Raw genomic sequence first — 18,746 nt, 5'->3', positions numbered from 1 at the left:
ATGAACTCAGAAATACTCGGAATTATCGTTATGTACGGATTGGTTATGCTGTTAGCCATTCCGCTTGGTCGTTATATCGGCAAAATTTTCAATTACGAAAGTACTTGGTTGGACAAAATTTTTAATCCAATCGACAAATTGTTTTTCAAAATAGGAGGTATTGATCCCAATAAAGAAATGAACTGGAAACAGCATTTAGTGGCACTTTTGTCTATCAATGCAGTTTGGTTTGTAATCTCTATGTTGGTTTTAACCAATATGGTTTGGCTCCCTTTAAACCCGGATGGAAATCCTTCCATGAGTGGTGATTTAGCCTTCAATACTACTGTGAGTTTTATTACCAACACCAACCTACAACATTATTCCGGTGAAAGTGGTTTGTCTTATTTAGGCCAATTGACCTTGATGCTTTGGCAATTCATAAGCGCCGGTTGTGGAATGGCTATTTGCGCTGCTGTTTTTATGGCGATGAAAGAAAAAACGGCTACAACTTTAGGCAATTTCTATAGTTTTTTCGTTCGTTCTTGTACAAGAGTTTTATTGCCATTATCATTTGTAGTGGCTGTAATCTTGGTGATGAATGGTACGCCAATGACTTTTGAAGGAAAAGATACCATCACCACTTTAGAAGGAAATGAACAAAATGTAAGTCGTGGCCCTGTGGCTGCTTTTGTCGCACCTAAACAATTGGGCACTAATGGAGGAGGATTTTACGGTCCGAATTCATCAAATCCTATGGAAAATCCAAATTACTTGACCAATATGGTGGAAAATGCTTCCATTATTTTAATTCCAATTGCGATGGTTTTCGCCTTAGGATTTATTCTAAAACGTAAAAAACTATCGTGGACAATTTACAGCGTAATGACATTAGGTTTTTTAATGTTATTGATTCCGGCAGTAATTAGTGAAATGAATGGAAATCCGGCTATTTCTCATATGGGAATAACCCAAGATATGGGAAGTATGGAAGGAAAAGAAGTGCGTTTTGGCTCGGCTGCTTCCGCCAACTGGGCAACTTATACTACAGCAACTTCCAATGGTTCTGTAAACGCTATGCACGATAGTATGACGCCAATAACCGGAATGACAACACTACTCGGAATGATGATTAACTGTTTTTATGGCGGTGTGGGCGTTGGGTTTTTAAATTTCTACATCTTTATAATCCTAGGTGTTTTCATCAGCGGATTGATGGTGGGAAGAACGCCCGAATTCCTCGGTAAGAAAATCGAAGCCAAAGAAATGAAAATTGCTATGATTATCGCTTTGTTGCATCCTTTTTTAATTTTGGTTGGAACCGCTTTTGCCAGTCATTTGTATGCCAATGATCCCGAAGCTTTATCAGGTTGGTTGGCCAATCCGGGTTATCATGGATTTAGTGAAATGCTTTACGAATTCACATCTTCTTCAGCCAATAACGGTAGCGGATTTGAAGGTTTAGGTGATAATACGCCGTTTTGGAATATTGCCACCGGAATTGTGATGTTATTGGCGCGTTACTTACCCATCATCGGACCAGTCGCCATTGCCGGAATGTTAGCCCAAAAACAATACATCCCGGAAAGTAACGGAACCTTGAAAACAGATACTTCCACTTTCGGATTAATGGTTTTTGCAGTGATTTTTATCGTAGCCGCTTTATCGTTTTTCCCAGCTTTAACTTTAGGTCCAATCGCTGAACATTTTTCGGCTCAATAATTAAAATATCATGAGTACATCTCAAAATAAATTGTTTCAAAAAGAGTTGGTTGCCGAAGCTTTCAAACAGTCCTTCGTCAAACTCAATCCTAAAATCATGTTCAAAAATCCGGTAATGTTTACCGTCGAAATAGGAACAGCCATTATGCTTTTTGTATGTCTTTGGATTTTATTGGGAGAAGATTCGCAAGGGAGTTTTGCCTACAACTTCACTGTTTTTATCGTACTATTTCTAACCTTGCTTTTTGCCAATTTTGCCGAAGCCATAGCCGAAGCACGAGGAAAAGCACAAGCCGATAGTTTGCGAAAAACACGTGAGGAAACGCCGGCCAAATTAGAAAACGGAACTTATGTTTCGTCAGCCCAACTAAAAAAAGGCGACATCTTTGTTTGCGAAGCGGGAGATATTATTGCCACTGATGGCGAAATCATTGAAGGTTTGGCAACAATTGACGAGAGTGCCATTACAGGCGAAAGTGCTCCGGTCATTAGAGAAGCCGGTGGCGATAAATCGTCAGTAACCGGAGGAACAAAAGTGTTGTCAGATAAAATAAAAGTGATGGTTACTTCTGAACCTGGCGAAAGTTTTCTGGACAAAATGATTGCATTGGTGGAAGGTGCAAGCCGTCAAAAAACGCCCAACGAAATTGCTTTGACGATTTTGTTAGCCGGATTTACGTTAGTATTCATTATAGTAACGGTAACCTTAGCGCCATTTGCAAAATATGCGAATGCACCCATAACCATTGCCTCATTTATCGCGCTTTTTGTGTGTTTGATTCCAACAACCATTGGTGGATTACTATCAGCAATCGGAATTGCAGGAATGGACAGAGCTTTAAGAGCCAACGTGATTACCAAATCCGGAAAAGCGGTCGAAACTGCCGGCGATATTGATGTTTTGCTTCTGGATAAAACCGGAACCATCACCATTGGAAACCGAAAAGCAACGGCTTTTTATCCAGCCAAAGGCATTTCGCAAGAAGATTTTATCCAATCGGCGGTGTTGAGTTCGCTGGCGGATGATACTCCGGAAGGGAAAAGTATAGTGGAATTGGCTGGGCAAGACGTCGCCAATAAGTTATCTATCGAAGGCGCCACTTTAATCAAATTTACTGCCGAAACCAGAACTTCCGGTGTGGTTTTGAAAGACGGAACCAACATCAGAAAAGGTGCTCAAGATGCCGCAAAAAATATTGCCCTTCAAGCAGGGAATTCTTTTCCGGAAGATACGGCACAACAAGTGATTACCATTTCGTCTAATGGTGGAACGCCTTTAGTGGTCATTAAAAATAGCCAAGTTCAAGGTGTAATTGAATTGCAAGACATTATCAAAACCGGAATGAAAGAGCGTTTTGAACGCCTACGCAAAATGGGTATCAAAACCGTGATGGTTACCGGAGATAATCCGTTGACAGCCAAATTTATTGCGGAGAAAGCCGGAGTTGATGATTTTATCGCCGAAGCGAAGCCCGAAGATAAAATGAATTACATTAAAAAAGAGCAAGCCGAAGGAAGATTGGTTGCGATGATGGGAGACGGAACCAATGACGCTCCGGCTTTAGCGCAAGCCAATGTTGGTGTAGCCATGAACAGCGGAACACAAGCTGCCAAAGAAGCCGGAAATATGGTCGATTTAGACAACGACCCAACGAAGCTAATAGAAATTGTAGAAATTGGAAAACAACTATTAATGACAAGAGGAACGCTAACGACTTTCTCAATTGCGAATGACGTAGCGAAATATTTTGCGATTATTCCGGCATTATTTATTACAGCCATTCCGGCGTTGCAAGGTTTGAATATCATGGGATTACACAGTCCGGAAAGCGCCATTTTATCGGCGGTGATTTTTAATGCGATTGTCATTCCGTTCTTGATTCCGTTAGCATTAAGAGGCGTAGCGTACAAACCCATTGGTGCTTCGGCCTTGTTGCGTAGAAACTTATTTATCTACGGAATTGGCGGTGTAATCATTCCGTTTATTGGAATTAAGTTGATTGATTTACTAGTGTCGGTCTTTGTTTAGGGAGATGATAGACAAATAGATAATAGACGGATAGAAAGTAAAATTTAATAAAAACACATAATAATAGAACAATAATTATGAAAGAAAATATAATACCAGCAATTAGATTAACACTGTTTTGTGCCGTGTTTTTCTCCGGAATTTACACGTTGAGTATTCTTGGAATTGCACAGTTGGCTCCTAATCAGGGAAAAGGTGAAATCGTCACCGTGAACGGAAAAAATCACCATATCAATGTGGCGCAAAAATTTACCCAAAACAAGTACTTTTGGTCTAGACCATCAGCGGTAGATTATAATGCAGCCGGTTCCGGAGGAAGCAATAAAGGAACAAATAATCTGGATTATTTAGCCGAAGTTGAAACCAGAATTGATACCTTTTTATTGAAAAATCCATCAGTACAACGTAGTGAAGTTCCTTCAGAATTGGTGACAGCTTCAGGAAGCGGATTGGATCCGAATATTTCGGTTCAAGGGGCGAAAGTTCAAGCAGACCGCATTGCAAAAACACGTAATATTGACAAACAAAAAGTGTTACATTTAATTGTCGAAAATACTGAAAAACCTCTTTTGGGAATGTTAGGGACAGAAAAAATAAATGTGTTGCGATTGAATATTGAATTAGATAAATTGAAATAAAAGTTCCTAAAAAACGAAAACCCCTAGCCCGGATAGTCCCGAAGTTTCGGGAGAAATCCTTTTACTTTTTCTTTAAAAAGTAAAAGATTGCAACGGATAGCCGGATTAGCATCAAATAAAAATTATACAAAATGAAAAAAATAATAATTACTACATTAGTAGCCTTCGGATTTACAACAGTTAACGCTCAAGAAGCAACAAAGGAAAAAAGCCCATTAACGTTTTCGGGGTATATTGAAACGTATTACAGTTATGATTTTGGGAATCCGGACAACCATTTGCGTCCCGGATTTGTGTACAGCCACAACAAACACAATGAGTTGAATTTGAATTTAGGATTGGCCAAAGTGAATTATGCCAAAGACAATGTGCGAGGAAATTTCGCGATTATGGCCGGAACGTATGCCGAATATAACTTGGCTGCTGAGCAAGATTTGTTGAAAAATGTGTTTGAAGCCAACGTTGGTGTGAAAATATCTTCGAAACATAATTTATGGATTGATGCCGGAATTATGCCATCACACATTGGTTTTGAAAGTGCAATAGGAAAAGATTGCCAGAATTTGACCCGAAGTATTTTGGCTGATAATTCACCTTATTATGAAGCCGGAGCCAAAATTGGTTATACTTCGCCTTCTGAAAAATGGTATTTGGCAGCGATGTATTTGAATGGTTGGCAACGCATACAAAAGATTGACGGTAATCAAACACCGGCTTTTGGAACGCAAATCACGTATAAACCAAGCGGAAAAACGACTTTAAATTGGAGTACGTATGTTGGAAACGAACAACCGGATAACGACAGAAAGTGGCGCTATTTTAACAACATTTATGGTCAATTTAAATTTTCAGACAAAACGAATTTAACTGCGGGATTTGATATTGGAGCGCAACAAACTGTGAATGGAAGCAGTGATTATGACGTTTGGTATTCGCCGGTAGTGATTTTGCAACACAAGCCAACAGCTAAAACTCAGATTGCGGTACGTGGTGAATATTACCAAGACAAGCAAGGTGTCATTATTGCAACCGGAACTGAAAACGGATTTAAGACCTACGGATTTTCTGCAAACTTTGATTATTTAGTTTCCGATAATGTGATGTTCAGAATTGAAGCTAGAAATTTATCGAGCAAAGACGAAGTGTTTTTGAAAGATGGAAATCCGACAGATAACAATACTTTTTTAACGACTTCGTTGGCGATTTCGTTTTAAATATATGGTCTCGCAAAGACGCAGTGATGCAAAGATTTTGATAGTATAACTTGCGACTTCGCGTCTTTGCGAGAAATTTAAAAAGATTGCTTCGTACCTCGCAATGACTATGGAACAAGAAAAACAAAATAACGCCCAGCATTTCCTCGATTTAATTCAGAAATCGCGCAAAGGAAAGTTTAAAGTCTACATTGGCATGAGTGCCGGTGTAGGCAAAACTTTTCGTATGCTGCAAGAAGCGCATACTTTGGTGAAAAATGGAATTGATGTCAAAATTGGCTACATCGAAACCCATTTTCGAAAAGAAACACACGAATTATTAGAGGGTTTACCTATCATTCCGCGCAGAAGTATTTTCTATAAAGGAAAGCATTTGGAGGAAATGGATGTGCAAGCCATTATCAATTTGCGTCCTGAAGTAGTCATTGTTGATGAACTCGCACACACCAATATTGAAGGCAGCAAAAATGAAAAACGTTGGCAAGATGTTTTGGAAATTCTGGAAGCCGGAATCAATGTGATTTCTGCTGTAAATATTCAGCATATTGAGAGTTTGAATGAAGATGTAAAGCGCATCACCGGTGTTGATGTCCAAGAACGCGTTCCCGATAACGTATTGCGACAAGCTGATGAAGTGGTGAACATCGATTTGACTTCTGAGGATTTAATTACGCGTTTGAAAGAAGGCAAAATTTACACGCAAGATAAAATCCAAATGGCGCTAACCAATTTTTTTAAAGCCGATCAAATTCTGCAATTGCGTGAATTGGCTTTGAAAGAAGTAGCGAGCCAAGTGGTTCGAAAAGTTGAAAATGAAGTGCCGAAAAACGTTGCATTAAGACATGAAAAAGTATTGGCATGCATTAGTAGCAATGATAAAACAGCTAAAATTGTCATCAGGAAAGCAGCAAGATTGGCGAGTTATTACAACGGAAGCTGGTATGTTTTGTATGTGGAAACGCCAAAGGAAAGTCCGAATAAAATTGCACTCGACAAACAGCGTCATTTGATTAATAACTTCAAATTGGCCACACAATTAGGAGCCGAAGTGATTAAGATTGAAAGTTCCAATATCACCGATGCGATGTTAAAAATTGTGGAGCAAAAAGACATTACTACCGTTTGTATTGGCAAACCCCATTTCAATTTATTTAAAGTAATTTTGTCCACTACTATTTTTAGAAGACTATTGAATAGTTTGTCTAAATCGAAAGTGGATTTAGTGATTTTATCATGAAAATTTACAGAAGATTTGCAGATTTAATCCTGTTGTGCAGTTAAACCTTTTTCAAAAAATATAATTCGCGAATTCGCGGTAAAATAATGTCATGAAGATTAAAACCAAATTAAATCTCGGTGTCGGATTGTTATTTACCCTAATAATTATCCTTTCCATGTTGAGTGCTTATTATATTTTTATGATTAAGAAAGACACTCAAAACATTCTCAATGCCAACTATATTACTTTGGAATATTCCAGAAATATGCTCTCTTCGTTGGATGAAATAGCTGTTGATGAACCTAAAGCCATTCTTCTTTTTGAAACCAATTTAAAAAAGCAATTAACCAATATTACTGAAGTTGGTGAAGATAAAGTGACCTATAACCTGCAAAAAAACTTTCTTTTATTAGAGAAAAACAGAACAGATGAAAAGATAAAAGCATTGATTCGGCAAGACATCTTTGAGATTATGAAGCTCAATATGAATGCTATAAAAGTCAAAAGTGATATTGCGCAACAAACGGCAGAAACGGCCAATTTATGGATTGCGATTGTCGGGACATTTTGTTTTTTGATAGCCTTTAATTTGTTGGTCAATCTACCCAATAATATTGCCAATCCAATAAAGGAATTGACTGCCAGTATCAAAGAAATTGCCAATAAAAATTATAGTGAGCGAGTGCATTTTACCAATCACAACGAGTTTGGAGATTTGGCGAAATCATTCAATACCATGGCTGAAAAGCTAGAAGAGTACTCGAACAGTAATTTGCACAAATTGACCTTCGAAAAGAAACGATTGGAAACCTTAATTAATAATATGCACGATCCGATAATTGGTTTGGATCATCACGGAATTATTTTGTTTGTAAACGATGAAGCTTTAAAGATTATTGGTTTAAAACAGGAAGAAGTCATTGGACAATTGGCTACAACCTTAGCTTTGAAGAATGATTTGATAAAGTCTTTAATCGTCAATGAATTGGAAAGTTCAAAAGCACATCCAATGAAGATTTTTGCCGATGGGAAAGAGAGTTATTTTGAAAAGGAAACTGTAAATATTACCATAAAACCAACCGGAGAAGAGCAATTAATAGATATTGGAAACGTAATTATATTGCGAAACATTACCATTTTTAAAGAATTAGATTTTGCCAAAACCAATTTTATTGCAACTGTTTCTCATGAGTTGAAAACACCCATTTCTTCCATCAAAATGAGTTTGCAATTACTTGAAAATAATGCTACAGGAAGTATAAATGATGACCAAAAACAATTGATAGACAGTATAAAAGAGGATAGTCAGCGCTTGTTGAAAATAACTGGTGAACTATTAGAATTGTCCCAACTGGAAACAGGAAATATTCAGTTGAGCATCGATAAAAGTAGTCCGTATGAGATTATAAATTATGCTATTGAAGCCGTTCGTGTACAAGCAGACCAAAAGCAAATAAAATTATTGATTGAAGCAGAAACGGACTTACCGAAAGTTAAAGCTGATAGTGAAAAAACGTCTTGGGTTTTGATTAATTTCTTAACGAATGCTATTCGGTATTCTTCCGAAAATAGTACTGTAATTGTAAAATTGAAACAAGAAAACAATCAGATTATATTTCAAGTTACCGACAAAGGAAAAGGAATTGATAAGCGTTACCAAATGAAAGTGTTTGACAAGTATTTTCAAATTCCCGGCAGTTATAAATCGGGAACCGGATTGGGTTTGGCGATTTCCAAAGAATTTATAGAAGCTCAAAACGGAACTATTGGATTGGAAAGCCAACTCGGATTGGGTAGCACTTTTTACTTCAAACTGAATTGTCATTAAAAACTTTCGCTTAAAACATTCACTTTAAATTCTTCGGGAGGATTGAATTTTGAATGAATTACTTGGTTGAAATCGGAAATATAATTTTTGTGACGTGGTGTTTTCATTAGTAAGTTTACCCCTGATTTAATATAACGGCGTACCATTTTTCTGGGAAAAACGTCCGACAATACTACTATTGGAATTTTATGCCATTGTTTGGATTCTTTAATAATGTCAAGGACTTCTTTTCCGTTAATAACAGGCATTTGATAGGCCAAAAATATAATATCCGGAAGTTGGGTTGAAAATTCCAAATTGTGTATGAGTTCATGTCCGTCACTAAAGTTTTGTACACTGTGACGAAGGCCTTCAAAAGTATTTTTAAATACTAAGGCATTTTCAGTTTCAGGATCAACATAATAGATTGATTGTGATAGCTTCATAACATAGTAATTCTAATAAACGAAACTACTATTATCTGCCTAAGATACCATTATACTATTGTTGAAAAAAATTGCATAATTCATTCATTTAAATGAATGAATTATTTAGCAATCTGCCATGTTTACAGCCACAGCTAAACCGCCTTCAGAAGTTTCTTTGTACTTGGAGTTCATGTCTTTAGCCGTTTGCCACATCGTATCGATTACTTTGTCTAAAGGAACTTTGGCGTTTTTAGCATCAGTTTCCATAGCCAATTCTGCAGCGTTTATAGCTTTTATAGCACCCATGGTATTTCTTTCGATGCACGGAATTTGCACCAATCCGCCAATTGGATCACAGGTTAAGCCCAAGTGATGTTCCATGGCGATTTCGGCAGCCATTAAAACTTGATCCGGTGTTCCGCCCATGACTTCGCACAAAGCTCCGGCCGCCATAGCGGAAGAAACGCCTATTTCGGCTTGACAACCTCCCATTGCAGCGGAGATGGTTGAACCTTTTTTGAAGATACTACCGATTTCTCCGGCCACCATTAAAAATTGTTTGATTTGCTTTTCGTCGGCTTGGTGGTTTTCGATGACTAAGTAGTACATTAATACGGCAGGAATAACTCCTGCGCTACCGTTTGTTGGTGCTGTAACTACTCTACCTAAGGCGGCGTTCACCTCGTTGACTGCTAAAGCAAAACAACTTACCCATTTGAGGATTTGGCGAAATTTTACTTCGGTTTTTCTAATACATTCAAGCCATTCTTGTGGCGAATTGTAATTGGATAATCCAATCAAACCTTGATGCATGTCAAAAGCACGACGGCGTACGTTCAAACCGCCGGGAAGAATTCCTTCAGAGTGACAACCAATAAACATGCATTCGAGCATAGTGTTCCAAATGCGCATGAGTTCGCTATGGACTTCTGCTTCGGGACGCATAGAGATTTCATTGGCATAGACAATCTCGGAAATCAATTTGTTTTCTTTTATCGTGTATTGTAATAATTCTTCCGCATTTTGAATTGGAAAGGGAAACGCACACTTGATTTGGTGTTTCTTTTGGGCATTAACGCGCTCTTCTTTAACCACAAATCCGCCACCGATAGAGTAGAAGGTAGAAATGATTTCTTGACCGTCATTGGTAGTGGCTGTAAAAGTCATTCCATTGGCATGAAACGGCAGAAAGTTCTTGTTGAAAACAATATCTGTTTCAGGGTTGAAAGTGATTACTAAAGCGTTTGCCAAATTGATTTGGTGTGTTTTAGCAATTGATTGAATGATACTATCGATATTTTGCACCGGAATATATTCCGGATCTTGACCGCTTAATCCGAGCATTACAGCATAATCAGTCGCGTGACCTTTACCCGTTAGGGATAACGAACCGTATAAATCTACTTTTACATGAGTGATTTTATCTAATTGATTGTCCTCTTTTAACTCGTTTAAAAAACGTTCTGCGGCTCGCCATGGGCCAAGTGTGTGAGAACTAGATGGTCCGACACCAATTTTAAGCATATCAAATACCGAAATGCATTCTTCCATTACTATATCGATTTAGTTGAGACAAAGATATTGAAATTAGTGTACAGTTGACAGGGTTTAGGTTTTGGATTTTCTGGTTTTTTCAAGACAAATGAATTGGTATGACAGTTATTGTTTGTAAAAAAAATAAACTTTGAAAAACAAAGTGCTTTGAATTAAAATTATTTGTAATTTAGCTTAAAATCAATTGTACGTTATGGAATTATTTGTGGAACAACATTCGGTAGTGAGAAAAATTTGGGGAAAGAGTGATACGATACTTTTCATTTTTGCCGGCGCGGCGGCAGAATTTGCTTTGAATAAAGCAGTTGATTGGCTTTATTTTACGGGTAAGTTGCCTTCGGATCCTTTAGGTCGATTGTTTTCTACGGTAAGATATGCCAAAATGATAGTGTTTTCGCCTATGGTCGAAGCGAATAAAGCCATTGATACGATGCGGAAAATACATTCTGCTGTAGAAGAAAATCGTGGTGCTACCATACCTGATTGGGCTTACCGAGATGTATTATTTATGTTGATACATTATTCGATTTCGGCCCACGAGTTGCTCGAAGAAAAGCTAACCGACGCAGAAAAGGAAGAGGTGTATAATGTTTTTTACCGCGTTGGTCTCAGAATGGGATTGAAAGAACTGCCATCGAATTATATCGAATGGCTTCCGGTAAGAGAAGCCCATTTAATCGCTGACTTGCAAAAAAGTGAGTTTACAGCTGATCTTTTTAAACAATATAAAAAACACCTTGGTGTCATGCGTTTTAAAGTGTTGATTGAAGGTCAAAAATTAGTGTGTCCGGATAGAGTCAAAACCTTATTAGACTTTAGTGATTTTTCATTGCTGACGCCTATAGTGCCCGTGTATAAAGTGAGCAGATTGATGAAAATGGATTGGCTACTCAAAGGCATCTTACTTCCAGCTGACTATAAAGACCAAATCAATGAGTTGGAGGTGTACAAAGGTTAAAAACAGGAAATATTAATATTAAAATCAATTAGTTGAAAGTGAATTTATTGTTATAACTAATATATAAAAAAGATTAGAGAAGATATTGTAAATCAAATTTTACTTACCTTTAAAGGATAATTCATAATCAAACAATTAACTATATAAAAAATGGCAACAACAAATGTAAAAGCTTATGGTACGGGTGCTTCGGATGCTCCTTTGGCCGAAATGACTATCGAACGCAGAGACGTTTTAGCTAAAGATATTGAAATCGAAATTATGTATTGCGGCGTGTGCCATTCTGATTTGCATTTTGCAAAGAACGATTGGGGAATGACTACTTATCCGGTTGTGCCCGGACACGAAATCGTGGGTAAAATAACTCGAGTAGGAAGTGGAGTAACCAACCTTAAAGTAGGCGATTTTGCTGCCGTAGGTTGCTTAGTAGACTCTTGCAGAACTTGTAGTAGTTGCGAAAAAGACTTAGAACAATACTGCTTAAACGGTTGGACAGGAACTTATGGCGGATTTGATAAGCATTTAAATCAACCCACTCATGGTGGTTATTCTCAAAAAATTGTAGTCGATGAACATTTTGTATTAAAAGTGCCGGCTAATTTAGATTTGGCTGCTGTGGCGCCGCTTCTTTGTGCCGGAATTACCACATGGTCACCATTACGCCATTGGAATGTAGGCAAAGGCACTAAAGTTGCCGTAGTAGGTCTTGGCGGATTAGGTCACATGGCTATCAAATTGGCGAAAGGTTTAGGGGCCGAAGTAACCCTTTTCTCCAGAACGCCTGATAAAGAAAAAGATGCTAAAGACTTAGGCGCTGATGCCGTAATCATTTCTACAGATGAAGCTCAAATGGATTCGGTAGCCGGAAAATTTGATGTGATCATTGATACGGTTCCTTATGTACATGACGTGAATCCTTATATCGGGACTTTAGGAATTAGTGGAACGTTGGTTTTGGTCGGTTATTTGGGCGGATTAGAGCCAATTTTGAATACGGTTCCAATGATTATGGGAAGAAAATCAGTTGCCGCTTCTTTAATTGGCGGAATCGCTGAAACACAAGAAATGCTTGATTTTTGTGGTAAGCACAACATTGTTTCGGAAATAGAAATCATCAAAATGCAAGATATTAATGAGGCTTATGAAAGAATGCTAAAAAGCGATGTGCGTTACCGTTTTGTAATTGATATGGCTTCTTTGAAAGAATAGGTATAAAAGGATAATAAATAGAAAAAGCAGCGACAGCTGCTTTTTTTGTTTTTAACCCGGAATTATTTCCACCAGCATTTCTTTTCCGGCTTTGTCATAATAAGCACAAGTCATTTTGTCCATACAAACTACCCATTTTTCAACACCGGATTTGGCAGCGTCATTGCAAAAAGTCATATAATCAGTTTTACCTTGTTGGTGTGCTTTTAAGTCGGCTGTGAATTGGTCGATGTTATTTTCATCGGCTAAAATTAAAGCTTCATACTTTGCCGTTGAAGAAGTTTTATAATCGGCTTTGCCAAAATAATCGGTATGTCCGTCGATAACAAAGGCTTCATAATGGGTTACACCCAATTGAATAAGGTCTTGAACATAATTGGGAAAATCGGCACCCGATTTTACTTTGGAATGCGCGACTTTGATTTGCTCTATAGTAAACATGCTTTTGATTTTAGATTAAGCTAAAATACAAAAAAAGACCATCGCAAGAATAGGCAAGAAGTTGGTATATCGGTCAGTTTGGTTTATCTCAGGTTGTTCAGTTCTTCTTCCTCTTCGCTCAATTCAGAAGGATTGGCATTGAAATATTTGGTCACCTTTTTTTTGTCTTTTTGATTTTGACGAACCAAGTAGGCAACTAATCCTAAAGCAACGATTGCTACGATTACGATTACAATCCAATTGATTTCCATGATTTTCAGTTTTATATAAAGATAAAATATTTTTTACTTTTAAAAGTATACTGTGGATTATGAAATTGTTAAAAAGTTATTTAGGCTGTAATTTGTTTTTTCGGTTTCGAATGAATTTTGATAACTCTTCAGTAGCTTTATTTAACGATTCTGCTGAGGTGAAAATAATATTAATCATTTCTTTGAGTTCGTCAGCTTCAATGGTGTCATCTTCATTAATTAAAGTGGAAATGGCTAAGATATTGGCTACCGAACTTCTAACTCTATGTGAGATGGTGAACATCATTTCTTCCAAATCACTTTTTAGGGCTATCGATACCTTTTCCTTATCGACGATACTCTTGTCTACCTTTTTGTTCGCAATTTTTAAATCATTATGACATTTTTCCAATGCTTTTTGATTTTCATTAACCCCTTCGCGTACTTCTTTGAGTTGTTCTGCTGTATTTTTTTTGGCCATTATGAAAGAGTTAAATGGAGTTTTTAATGATGGTTATCGTCACTTTAAAAGGTTCATTAGCAATAAAACAGAACAGGGTGTTTTCCGGAATTATTATGCTTTCGCCTAACTTGAGTTTTATGTCTTTTTTACCCATAGTCAAATCGGCATTGCCATCAATTACTTGTATATAGGTATCATATTCCGTGGTCTTTTCGCAAAATATTTCCCCTTCATCAAATGAAACCGCAGTCAAGCTATTGTTTTCATTCTCTATGATGGTTTTACGCGCTATGCTATGCGGAACATATTCAACGATTTCAATAATGATATGGGCAATTGATTTAGGAACTTCTTTTTCATTTCTTAAAAGCTTGGCGGTATGAACAACGGTTTGCATGTGATTTTTAAGTAAAGGTCTAGCATTCCATTTGTTAGTCCGTTGTAAAATTCTTGGGATTGTTTTTATAATTCCTACATTAATGTAGAAAGAGCATTATAACAATCCTGAACCTAATCCAATTGAAAGAAGGATTAGTAATATGGCTACTGTGATTTTTACAAAATGCAAGGTGACCTTTTTCAATAATTTGTTACCAATGTAAGCACCAACAATTGCTGATAGAGTCGCACAAATCACCAAGGTCATGTTATCGGTTAATTCGGCTTTGTCAAATCGTGTGGTGTAAACACTCAAACGAGTAACGTCAACAAAAGTAGAAACCACAACAGTCGTAGCGATAAAAGATTCTTTAGACAATCCGGCTTTGATAAGAAAAGCACTGCGCAATGCACCTTGAACCCCAGTCAATCCGCCAAAGAAACCACTTAAGAGGCCACCAAGCGGTAACTTTTCTTTGCCAAATTCCAATTTGCTGAAATAGGGTATAAGGTCAAGACAAGCAAAAATGATTAACAACACTGCCAAGATGAACTTCACCGGAAAGACTTCAAAGGTTCTGTTAAAAAGACTATAGGTAAAAAGTGGTGCTATATCTGAAATGTTTGACAACAACCACGAACCTAAAGCCGCCGCTATTATTGCAGGAATTCCAAAACGCAAAACAACATTTTTGTCGGCTTTTTTGCCAACTAAAATCAATTTGAAGACATTATTAAAAAAATGAACTACGCCTGTTAATCCGATGGCAATATTAACCGGGAAGAAAATCATGAATACAGGCGTTAAGATGGTTCCCAATCCAAATCCGGAAAAGAAGGTCAGAATAGCAGCAATAAACGCAACAACACAAATGATAAAGATTTCCATGATAAATTAAAGGCTTTTATATATCGCTATAAAATGAAGTATTGTTCCCAATAAAACAAAGCCGTGCCAAATAGTATGAAAATACAGTTTATAACTTTTGACATAAAAATAAACGCCAATAGTATAACTCAATCCACCGGACAATATCCACCAAAAGACTTCCAACGGAACGGTGTCGATTAAAGGCTTTATCACAAAAACAATCATCCAGCCCATTATCAAATAAAGAACAACTGACAACCATTCAAACCTGTTGATGAAAAAGATTTTGAAAAACATGCCCAAGAAAACCACTGTCCACATCGTGGTAAGAAAGATAAAAGCTGTTTCTGAAGGCAGGTATTTTATCATCAATGGCGTATAAGTGCCGGCAATGAGAAAATAAATACTGATGTGATCGGCTATTTTAAGTAAGTTTTTCGACTTCTCTTTTTGAACAAAATGATAAAAAGTAGAACAACTATACACTAAAAACATCCCGATGGCAAAAGCCGCCACCGAATAGAAAGTGCTTAAATCGTTACTGTCATAAGTAATAGCCAAAACAATCGGCATGGCGATAATACAAAACAGCACACCCAAACCATGCGAAATGGCGTTGGCCAATTCTTCTTTGCGGGTTTGATTACGGTGTTTCATTGTAGTTATAATGTGTTGCGTAAAAATAGTCAAAATGCAAAAGGATTTCAAGACCATTGTAATAAATTATCATTTTCTGCGTCAAACCTTTATTGTTTAAAATTTACCATCATGAAAAAGTCTCTACTATTACTTTTATGGCTGATCAGCCCTTTTGTTTCGGCGCAATCGCAAAGAGAAATGTTCAACAACAGTGTCAAAGCTTATGAAGCGAAAGATTACGTTACTTTTTTAAAGTTGACTAAAACACTCGACAGTCTTAGACCTTTTCATCCAACGTTTACTTACAATCTCGCTTCTGCTTATGCTTTGAACGGCAAAACCGATGCTTCTTTGGCAGTTTTAAAGCGATTGGTTTTAATGAACAATACCACCGAATTCGAGAAAGACACCGATTTCAGTTCGATACAAAACACCGAAGGTTTTAAGGCTGTTCTGGCCTTAAAATCTAATCAGAATACTTTGATTGCCCATTCTAATAAAGCGGTCACCTTGTCTGAAACGACTTTGCATCCTGAAGGTGTTACTTATTTGGCGAAAGCCAAAACGTGGTTAGCGTCTAGTATTCACAAAAGAAAGATTGTTTCTTTTGATCGTAAAACCGGAGTTTGTAAAGATTGGTTGGCAGAAGCCAATATGTTAGCTGTTTTTGCCATGAAAGCCGATGCCAAAGAGCAATACTTATGGGTAGCGACTTCGGCTATACCGGAAATGGAGAATTTCTCAAAAGAATTTGAGGGCAAAGCTGAAATCCTGAAAGTAGATATCAAAACCAAGCAAATCGTAAGGCGTTTTACGGTAGAAGGCCATCACGTTTTCGGGGATTTATTGGTGACTAAAAACAATGTGGTGTATGTTTCAGACAGTGCCAAACCAATGCTTTACAAGATTGAAAACGAGGAAATGAAACCATGGGTATCTTTTGAAAAAGATGGGTTTAATCTGCAAGGTATAACGATGAATAATCAAGAAGACCAACTTTTCGTTGCCGATTATTTGAAAGGAATTGCGGTGGTTGATGTGAAAACTTTATCTAAAACTTGGTTACAACTTCCCGAAGGAACTATTGGTAAAGGCATTGACGGCTTGGTGTTTTACAAGAACAAATTGATAGCCGTGCAAAATGGCGTAGCACCGATAAGACTAACACAGTTGAACTTGAATAGTGCTCAAAACGGAATCGAAAGTTTCCGCATTCTCGATAACAATCGTCCTGAATTTGACGAACCGGCTTTGGCTACCATGGTGGGAAACAAGTTGTATTTCTTCGCCAATTCACCTTGGAAAGCGTATGATAAAAATGCAGTTTTGGATGTGAGTAAGGTTAAGAATCCGGAGTTGTATTATTGGGCGTTTTAAACTTCATCGACTTTCCAATCCCGACAAAAACAAAAGCCAATACCAAAAAGGCAAAGACCAAAGCTCCACTATTGACTAGGACTTTCTCTAAACCCAATTCGGTGACATTGACAAACGGATAAGGATAAAACCCTGAAAGATATCCTCTGAAAAGAATAAAGACTAAGTATGAAAAGGGATAAAGCAACCAACTTGGAATTGATTTCCAAGCAACGCTCATTTTGTTTTCATAGATAAACCAAAACACCACGACGTAAATCGGAATGATGGTGTGAAGCATTTCATCTACCAGTCTTTGCATGCCTGTGGGTTCCCAAATACCGCGCAATACAAATTGATATACCACGCTGACAATCGTAATGTAGAGCGTTATAGCAGTAAGAAAGCCGGGTTTTACAAATCGGGCGAGGAGTGAAGTTGGCTTTTTGTACCACAGCACCGAAAAGTATAAAGCCACCAAACTATTGGTTAGTATGGTAAAGAAACTAAAAAACCGTATCGTGGTTTCGGTTAATGATTCGACTCTGTTTTGCATCATCAAGACAAACTGCATGATAACTGCAAACCAACCTAAAGCGGCACCTATAAAAATAGCTTTATCTTTTAGAGAATCGGACATCAAAACCAATTATTTAGGACAATCGGTTTTACTTAAGGGCATGGTTGAGGTGAATGTCAGCTGAGAAGCATCTTTGAATTTTGTGCCGTCTTCATTCATTTCGCCATAACCTTCAATGAGTTGGTTGTCTTTCAGTTGAAAAGCCACTTGGCGTGTGCTTTCTGTTCCTTCTGATTGAAAAGTATAGTCAAGTAATAGTATGTCTTTGGTCCATTTTCCTTTTATTGCGCCGGTGTTTTTGTCTTTTTCTGCAATAGCATACTCCATAGTGCCTGTTACCTCTTCGCCGGTAGTTTTTATTTGTAAGGAAATAGCAGTACCGTCTTTGTCATAAACATAACATGCTTCGGGGGAAACGGTGGTTGGTTTCACTGTAACCGGTTCTCCAAAAACAACCACTTCATTTTTTTTACAGCCAACGAGTAATAGTGGCAAGGCCAGGAGCAAGAAGATAGATTTTTTCATCACAGGTTATTGTTGAGGTTTAGCAATCTTTTTAAAACGCATCATCGGAACATCATCCATCAGTAACAGTAATTTATTGTCGCTGTCAATGGCAAATTTGTTTACTTTTCCCAGCATTTTAAGAAAAGCTTCTTCGCCACCGCCTTCGCAGAAGATCATGGTTTTGATGGCATCACCAAATTGGATGCTATTTTCTTTCTTAGTGTATTTGCCGCTATAGCCATTGCAACTGGTGTTGCCGCTGAATTCATTGGATATATCTTTGAACATGATATAAGGCTTCTTTTCCGGATACAAACCTTCAAACGCAATGCGTGTTCCCGAAATGTATTCGAGTTCCCAGGCATCGTCATAAAATGCAGTTTTGCCGGTGGTTGTTTTGACGTCGTTGGTTTTAGTAGCGCAACAAGCTGAAAACAATATCGAAAATAAGGTACACAATAAGACTGCTTTTTTAGTCATGGCGTTTGTATTTTAAAAATGGAAAGGATTACAACACTCAAATT

At 37.5% G+C, this 18,746-nt stretch carries 20 protein-coding genes; 9 read left to right on the top strand and 11 right to left on the bottom strand.

Annotated elements, in window-relative coordinates:
- The 6 genes from kdpA (at nucleotide 1) to C8C84_RS14675 (ending at nucleotide 8,629) form a co-directional block, all read left to right on the top strand.
- Nucleotides 1-1,701, top strand: a complete 1,701-nt coding sequence (gene kdpA / locus C8C84_RS14700) for a potassium-transporting ATPase subunit KdpA (protein ID WP_121314370.1) — start codon at nucleotides 1-3, stop codon at nucleotides 1,699-1,701.
- A gap of 10 nt (nucleotides 1,702-1,711) precedes the next feature.
- Nucleotides 1,712-3,730, top strand: a complete 2,019-nt coding sequence (kdpB, locus tag C8C84_RS14695) for a potassium-transporting ATPase subunit KdpB (RefSeq protein WP_121314369.1) — start codon at nucleotides 1,712-1,714, stop codon at nucleotides 3,728-3,730.
- Between the two features lie 77 nt (nucleotides 3,731-3,807).
- Nucleotides 3,808-4,368, top strand: coding sequence for a K(+)-transporting ATPase subunit C (locus tag C8C84_RS14690; protein ID WP_121314368.1), 561 nt, complete (start codon nucleotides 3,808-3,810; stop codon nucleotides 4,366-4,368).
- A gap of 131 nt (nucleotides 4,369-4,499) precedes the next feature.
- A complete protein-coding gene (locus C8C84_RS14685) occupies nucleotides 4,500-5,582 on the top strand; it encodes a porin (RefSeq protein ID WP_121314367.1) in 1,083 nt (360 codons plus the stop codon).
- Nucleotides 5,583-5,691: 109 nt separating this feature from the next.
- Entirely contained in the window at nucleotides 5,692-6,819 is a 1,128-nt protein-coding gene (locus C8C84_RS14680) for a sensor protein KdpD (protein ID WP_121315087.1), read from the top strand.
- A 91-nt stretch (nucleotides 6,820-6,910) separates the two neighbouring features.
- Nucleotides 6,911-8,629 (top strand): ATP-binding protein, encoded by a 1,719-nt coding sequence (locus tag C8C84_RS14675; protein ID WP_121314366.1) that lies wholly within the window; start codon nucleotides 6,911-6,913, stop codon nucleotides 8,627-8,629.
- Here the strand turns inward: C8C84_RS14675 and C8C84_RS14670 are convergent.
- Both C8C84_RS14670 and C8C84_RS14665 read right to left on the bottom strand, forming a co-directional pair.
- Entirely contained in the window at nucleotides 8,626-9,054 is a 429-nt protein-coding gene (locus C8C84_RS14670; RefSeq protein ID WP_121314365.1) for a response regulator, read from the bottom strand. The two genes, C8C84_RS14675 and C8C84_RS14670, sit on opposite strands and share 4 nt — an antisense overlap.
- A 105-nt stretch (nucleotides 9,055-9,159) precedes the next feature.
- A complete protein-coding gene (locus C8C84_RS14665) occupies nucleotides 9,160-10,587 on the bottom strand; it encodes an L-serine ammonia-lyase (RefSeq protein ID WP_121314364.1) in 1,428 nt (475 codons plus the stop codon).
- A gap of 196 nt (nucleotides 10,588-10,783) precedes the next feature.
- Between C8C84_RS14665 and C8C84_RS14660 the strand changes: the two genes are divergently transcribed.
- Together C8C84_RS14660 and C8C84_RS14655 are read left to right on the top strand one after the other, a co-directional pair.
- Nucleotides 10,784-11,548, top strand: coding sequence for an oxygenase MpaB family protein (locus C8C84_RS14660; protein ID WP_121314363.1), 765 nt, complete (start codon nucleotides 10,784-10,786; stop codon nucleotides 11,546-11,548).
- Nucleotides 11,549-11,698: 150 nt separating this feature from the next.
- Nucleotides 11,699-12,757: an NAD(P)-dependent alcohol dehydrogenase gene (locus tag C8C84_RS14655; RefSeq protein ID WP_121314362.1), complete on the top strand. Its 1,059-nt coding sequence runs from the start codon at nucleotides 11,699-11,701 to the stop codon at nucleotides 12,755-12,757.
- A gap of 51 nt (nucleotides 12,758-12,808) precedes the next feature.
- Here the strand turns inward: C8C84_RS14655 and C8C84_RS14650 are convergent, their stop codons facing one another.
- The 6 genes from C8C84_RS14650 to C8C84_RS14630 all read right to left on the bottom strand — a co-directional run bounded on the left by C8C84_RS14650 (nucleotide 12,809) and on the right by C8C84_RS14630 (nucleotide 15,797).
- Entirely contained in the window at nucleotides 12,809-13,198 is a 390-nt protein-coding gene (locus tag C8C84_RS14650; protein WP_121314361.1) for a DUF1398 domain-containing protein, read from the bottom strand.
- A gap of 83 nt (nucleotides 13,199-13,281) precedes the next feature.
- Nucleotides 13,282-13,449 (bottom strand): hypothetical protein, encoded by a 168-nt coding sequence (locus C8C84_RS17065; protein WP_158592579.1) that lies wholly within the window; start codon nucleotides 13,447-13,449, stop codon nucleotides 13,282-13,284.
- Between the two features lie 76 nt (nucleotides 13,450-13,525).
- On the bottom strand, nucleotides 13,526-13,909 hold the full coding sequence (locus tag C8C84_RS14645) for a hypothetical protein (RefSeq protein ID WP_121314360.1): 384 nt from the start codon (nucleotides 13,907-13,909) through the stop codon (nucleotides 13,526-13,528).
- Between the two features lie 10 nt (nucleotides 13,910-13,919).
- The gene (locus tag C8C84_RS14640; protein ID WP_121314359.1) at nucleotides 13,920-14,288 is read right to left on the bottom strand and encodes a cupin; all 369 of its coding nucleotides are present in this window, start codon (nucleotides 14,286-14,288) and stop codon (nucleotides 13,920-13,922) included.
- 96 nt (nucleotides 14,289-14,384) lie between these two features.
- Nucleotides 14,385-15,158 carry a sulfite exporter TauE/SafE family protein gene (locus tag C8C84_RS14635; protein ID WP_121314358.1) on the bottom strand — a complete coding sequence of 258 codons (774 nt, stop codon included), beginning with the start codon at nucleotides 15,156-15,158 and terminating at the stop codon, nucleotides 14,385-14,387.
- Between the two features lie 6 nt (nucleotides 15,159-15,164).
- On the bottom strand, nucleotides 15,165-15,797 hold the full coding sequence (locus C8C84_RS14630; protein WP_158592578.1) for a hemolysin III family protein: 633 nt from the start codon (nucleotides 15,795-15,797) through the stop codon (nucleotides 15,165-15,167).
- Between the two features lie 111 nt (nucleotides 15,798-15,908).
- On the opposite strand from C8C84_RS14630, the gene C8C84_RS14625 reads away from it, so the two are divergent.
- On the top strand, nucleotides 15,909-17,156 hold the full coding sequence (locus C8C84_RS14625; protein WP_147406873.1) for a hypothetical protein: 1,248 nt from the start codon (nucleotides 15,909-15,911) through the stop codon (nucleotides 17,154-17,156).
- Here C8C84_RS14625 and C8C84_RS14620 read toward each other — a convergent pair.
- The 3 genes from C8C84_RS14620 to C8C84_RS14610 are packed head-to-tail and all read right to left on the bottom strand — an operon-like array spanning nucleotide 17,122 to nucleotide 18,702.
- Complete coding sequence (locus C8C84_RS14620; protein WP_121314355.1) at nucleotides 17,122-17,775, bottom strand: Pr6Pr family membrane protein; 654 nt, start codon at nucleotides 17,773-17,775, stop codon at nucleotides 17,122-17,124. The genes C8C84_RS14625 and C8C84_RS14620 overlap by 35 nt on opposite strands.
- 9 nt (nucleotides 17,776-17,784) lie before the next feature.
- Nucleotides 17,785-18,240 carry a hypothetical protein gene (locus C8C84_RS14615; RefSeq protein WP_121314354.1) on the bottom strand — a complete coding sequence of 152 codons (456 nt, stop codon included), beginning with the start codon at nucleotides 18,238-18,240 and terminating at the stop codon, nucleotides 17,785-17,787.
- Between the two features lie 6 nt (nucleotides 18,241-18,246).
- Nucleotides 18,247-18,702, bottom strand: a complete 456-nt coding sequence (locus C8C84_RS14610; RefSeq protein ID WP_121314353.1) for an META domain-containing protein — start codon at nucleotides 18,700-18,702, stop codon at nucleotides 18,247-18,249.
- Nucleotides 18,703-18,746: the final 44 nt, after the last annotated feature.

Source organism: Flavobacterium sp. 102 (assembly GCF_003634615.1).
Classification (GTDB): domain Bacteria; phylum Bacteroidota; class Bacteroidia; order Flavobacteriales; family Flavobacteriaceae; genus Flavobacterium.
This window is presented reverse-complemented; position numbering and strand designations above follow the sequence as displayed.

Bases quoted from the DNA above. Each gene is read 5' to 3' on its own strand.
- kdpA (WP_121314370.1), top strand. From the start codon at position 1: ATGAACTCAGAAATACTCGGAATTATCGTTATGTACGGATTGGTTATG.
- kdpB (WP_121314369.1), top strand. From the start codon at position 1,712: ATGAGTACATCTCAAAATAAATTGTTTCAAAAAGAGTTGGTTGCCGAA.
- C8C84_RS14690 (WP_121314368.1), top strand. From the start codon at position 3,808: ATGAAAGAAAATATAATACCAGCAATTAGATTAACACTGTTTTGTGCC.
- C8C84_RS14685 (WP_121314367.1), top strand. From the start codon at position 4,500: ATGAAAAAAATAATAATTACTACATTAGTAGCCTTCGGATTTACAACA.
- C8C84_RS14680 (WP_121315087.1), top strand. From the start codon at position 5,692: ATGGAACAAGAAAAACAAAATAACGCCCAGCATTTCCTCGATTTAATT.
- C8C84_RS14675 (WP_121314366.1), top strand. From the start codon at position 6,911: ATGAAGATTAAAACCAAATTAAATCTCGGTGTCGGATTGTTATTTACC.
- C8C84_RS14670 (WP_121314365.1), bottom strand. From the start codon at position 9,054: ATGAAGCTATCACAATCAATCTATTATGTTGATCCTGAAACTGAAAAT.
- C8C84_RS14665 (WP_121314364.1), bottom strand. From the start codon at position 10,587: ATGGAAGAATGCATTTCGGTATTTGATATGCTTAAAATTGGTGTCGGA.
- C8C84_RS14660 (WP_121314363.1), top strand. From the start codon at position 10,784: ATGGAATTATTTGTGGAACAACATTCGGTAGTGAGAAAAATTTGGGGA.
- C8C84_RS14655 (WP_121314362.1), top strand. From the start codon at position 11,699: ATGGCAACAACAAATGTAAAAGCTTATGGTACGGGTGCTTCGGATGCT.
- C8C84_RS14650 (WP_121314361.1), bottom strand. From the start codon at position 13,198: ATGTTTACTATAGAGCAAATCAAAGTCGCGCATTCCAAAGTAAAATCG.
- C8C84_RS17065 (WP_158592579.1), bottom strand. From the start codon at position 13,449: ATGGAAATCAATTGGATTGTAATCGTAATCGTAGCAATCGTTGCTTTA.
- C8C84_RS14645 (WP_121314360.1), bottom strand. From the start codon at position 13,909: ATGGCCAAAAAAAATACAGCAGAACAACTCAAAGAAGTACGCGAAGGG.
- C8C84_RS14640 (WP_121314359.1), bottom strand. From the start codon at position 14,288: ATGCAAACCGTTGTTCATACCGCCAAGCTTTTAAGAAATGAAAAAGAA.
- C8C84_RS14635 (WP_121314358.1), bottom strand. From the start codon at position 15,158: ATGGAAATCTTTATCATTTGTGTTGTTGCGTTTATTGCTGCTATTCTG.
- C8C84_RS14630 (WP_158592578.1), bottom strand. From the start codon at position 15,797: ATGAAACACCGTAATCAAACCCGCAAAGAAGAATTGGCCAACGCCATT.
- C8C84_RS14625 (WP_147406873.1), top strand. From the start codon at position 15,909: ATGAAAAAGTCTCTACTATTACTTTTATGGCTGATCAGCCCTTTTGTT.
- C8C84_RS14620 (WP_121314355.1), bottom strand. From the start codon at position 17,775: ATGTCCGATTCTCTAAAAGATAAAGCTATTTTTATAGGTGCCGCTTTA.
- C8C84_RS14615 (WP_121314354.1), bottom strand. From the start codon at position 18,240: ATGAAAAAATCTATCTTCTTGCTCCTGGCCTTGCCACTATTACTCGTT.
- C8C84_RS14610 (WP_121314353.1), bottom strand. From the start codon at position 18,702: ATGACTAAAAAAGCAGTCTTATTGTGTACCTTATTTTCGATATTGTTT.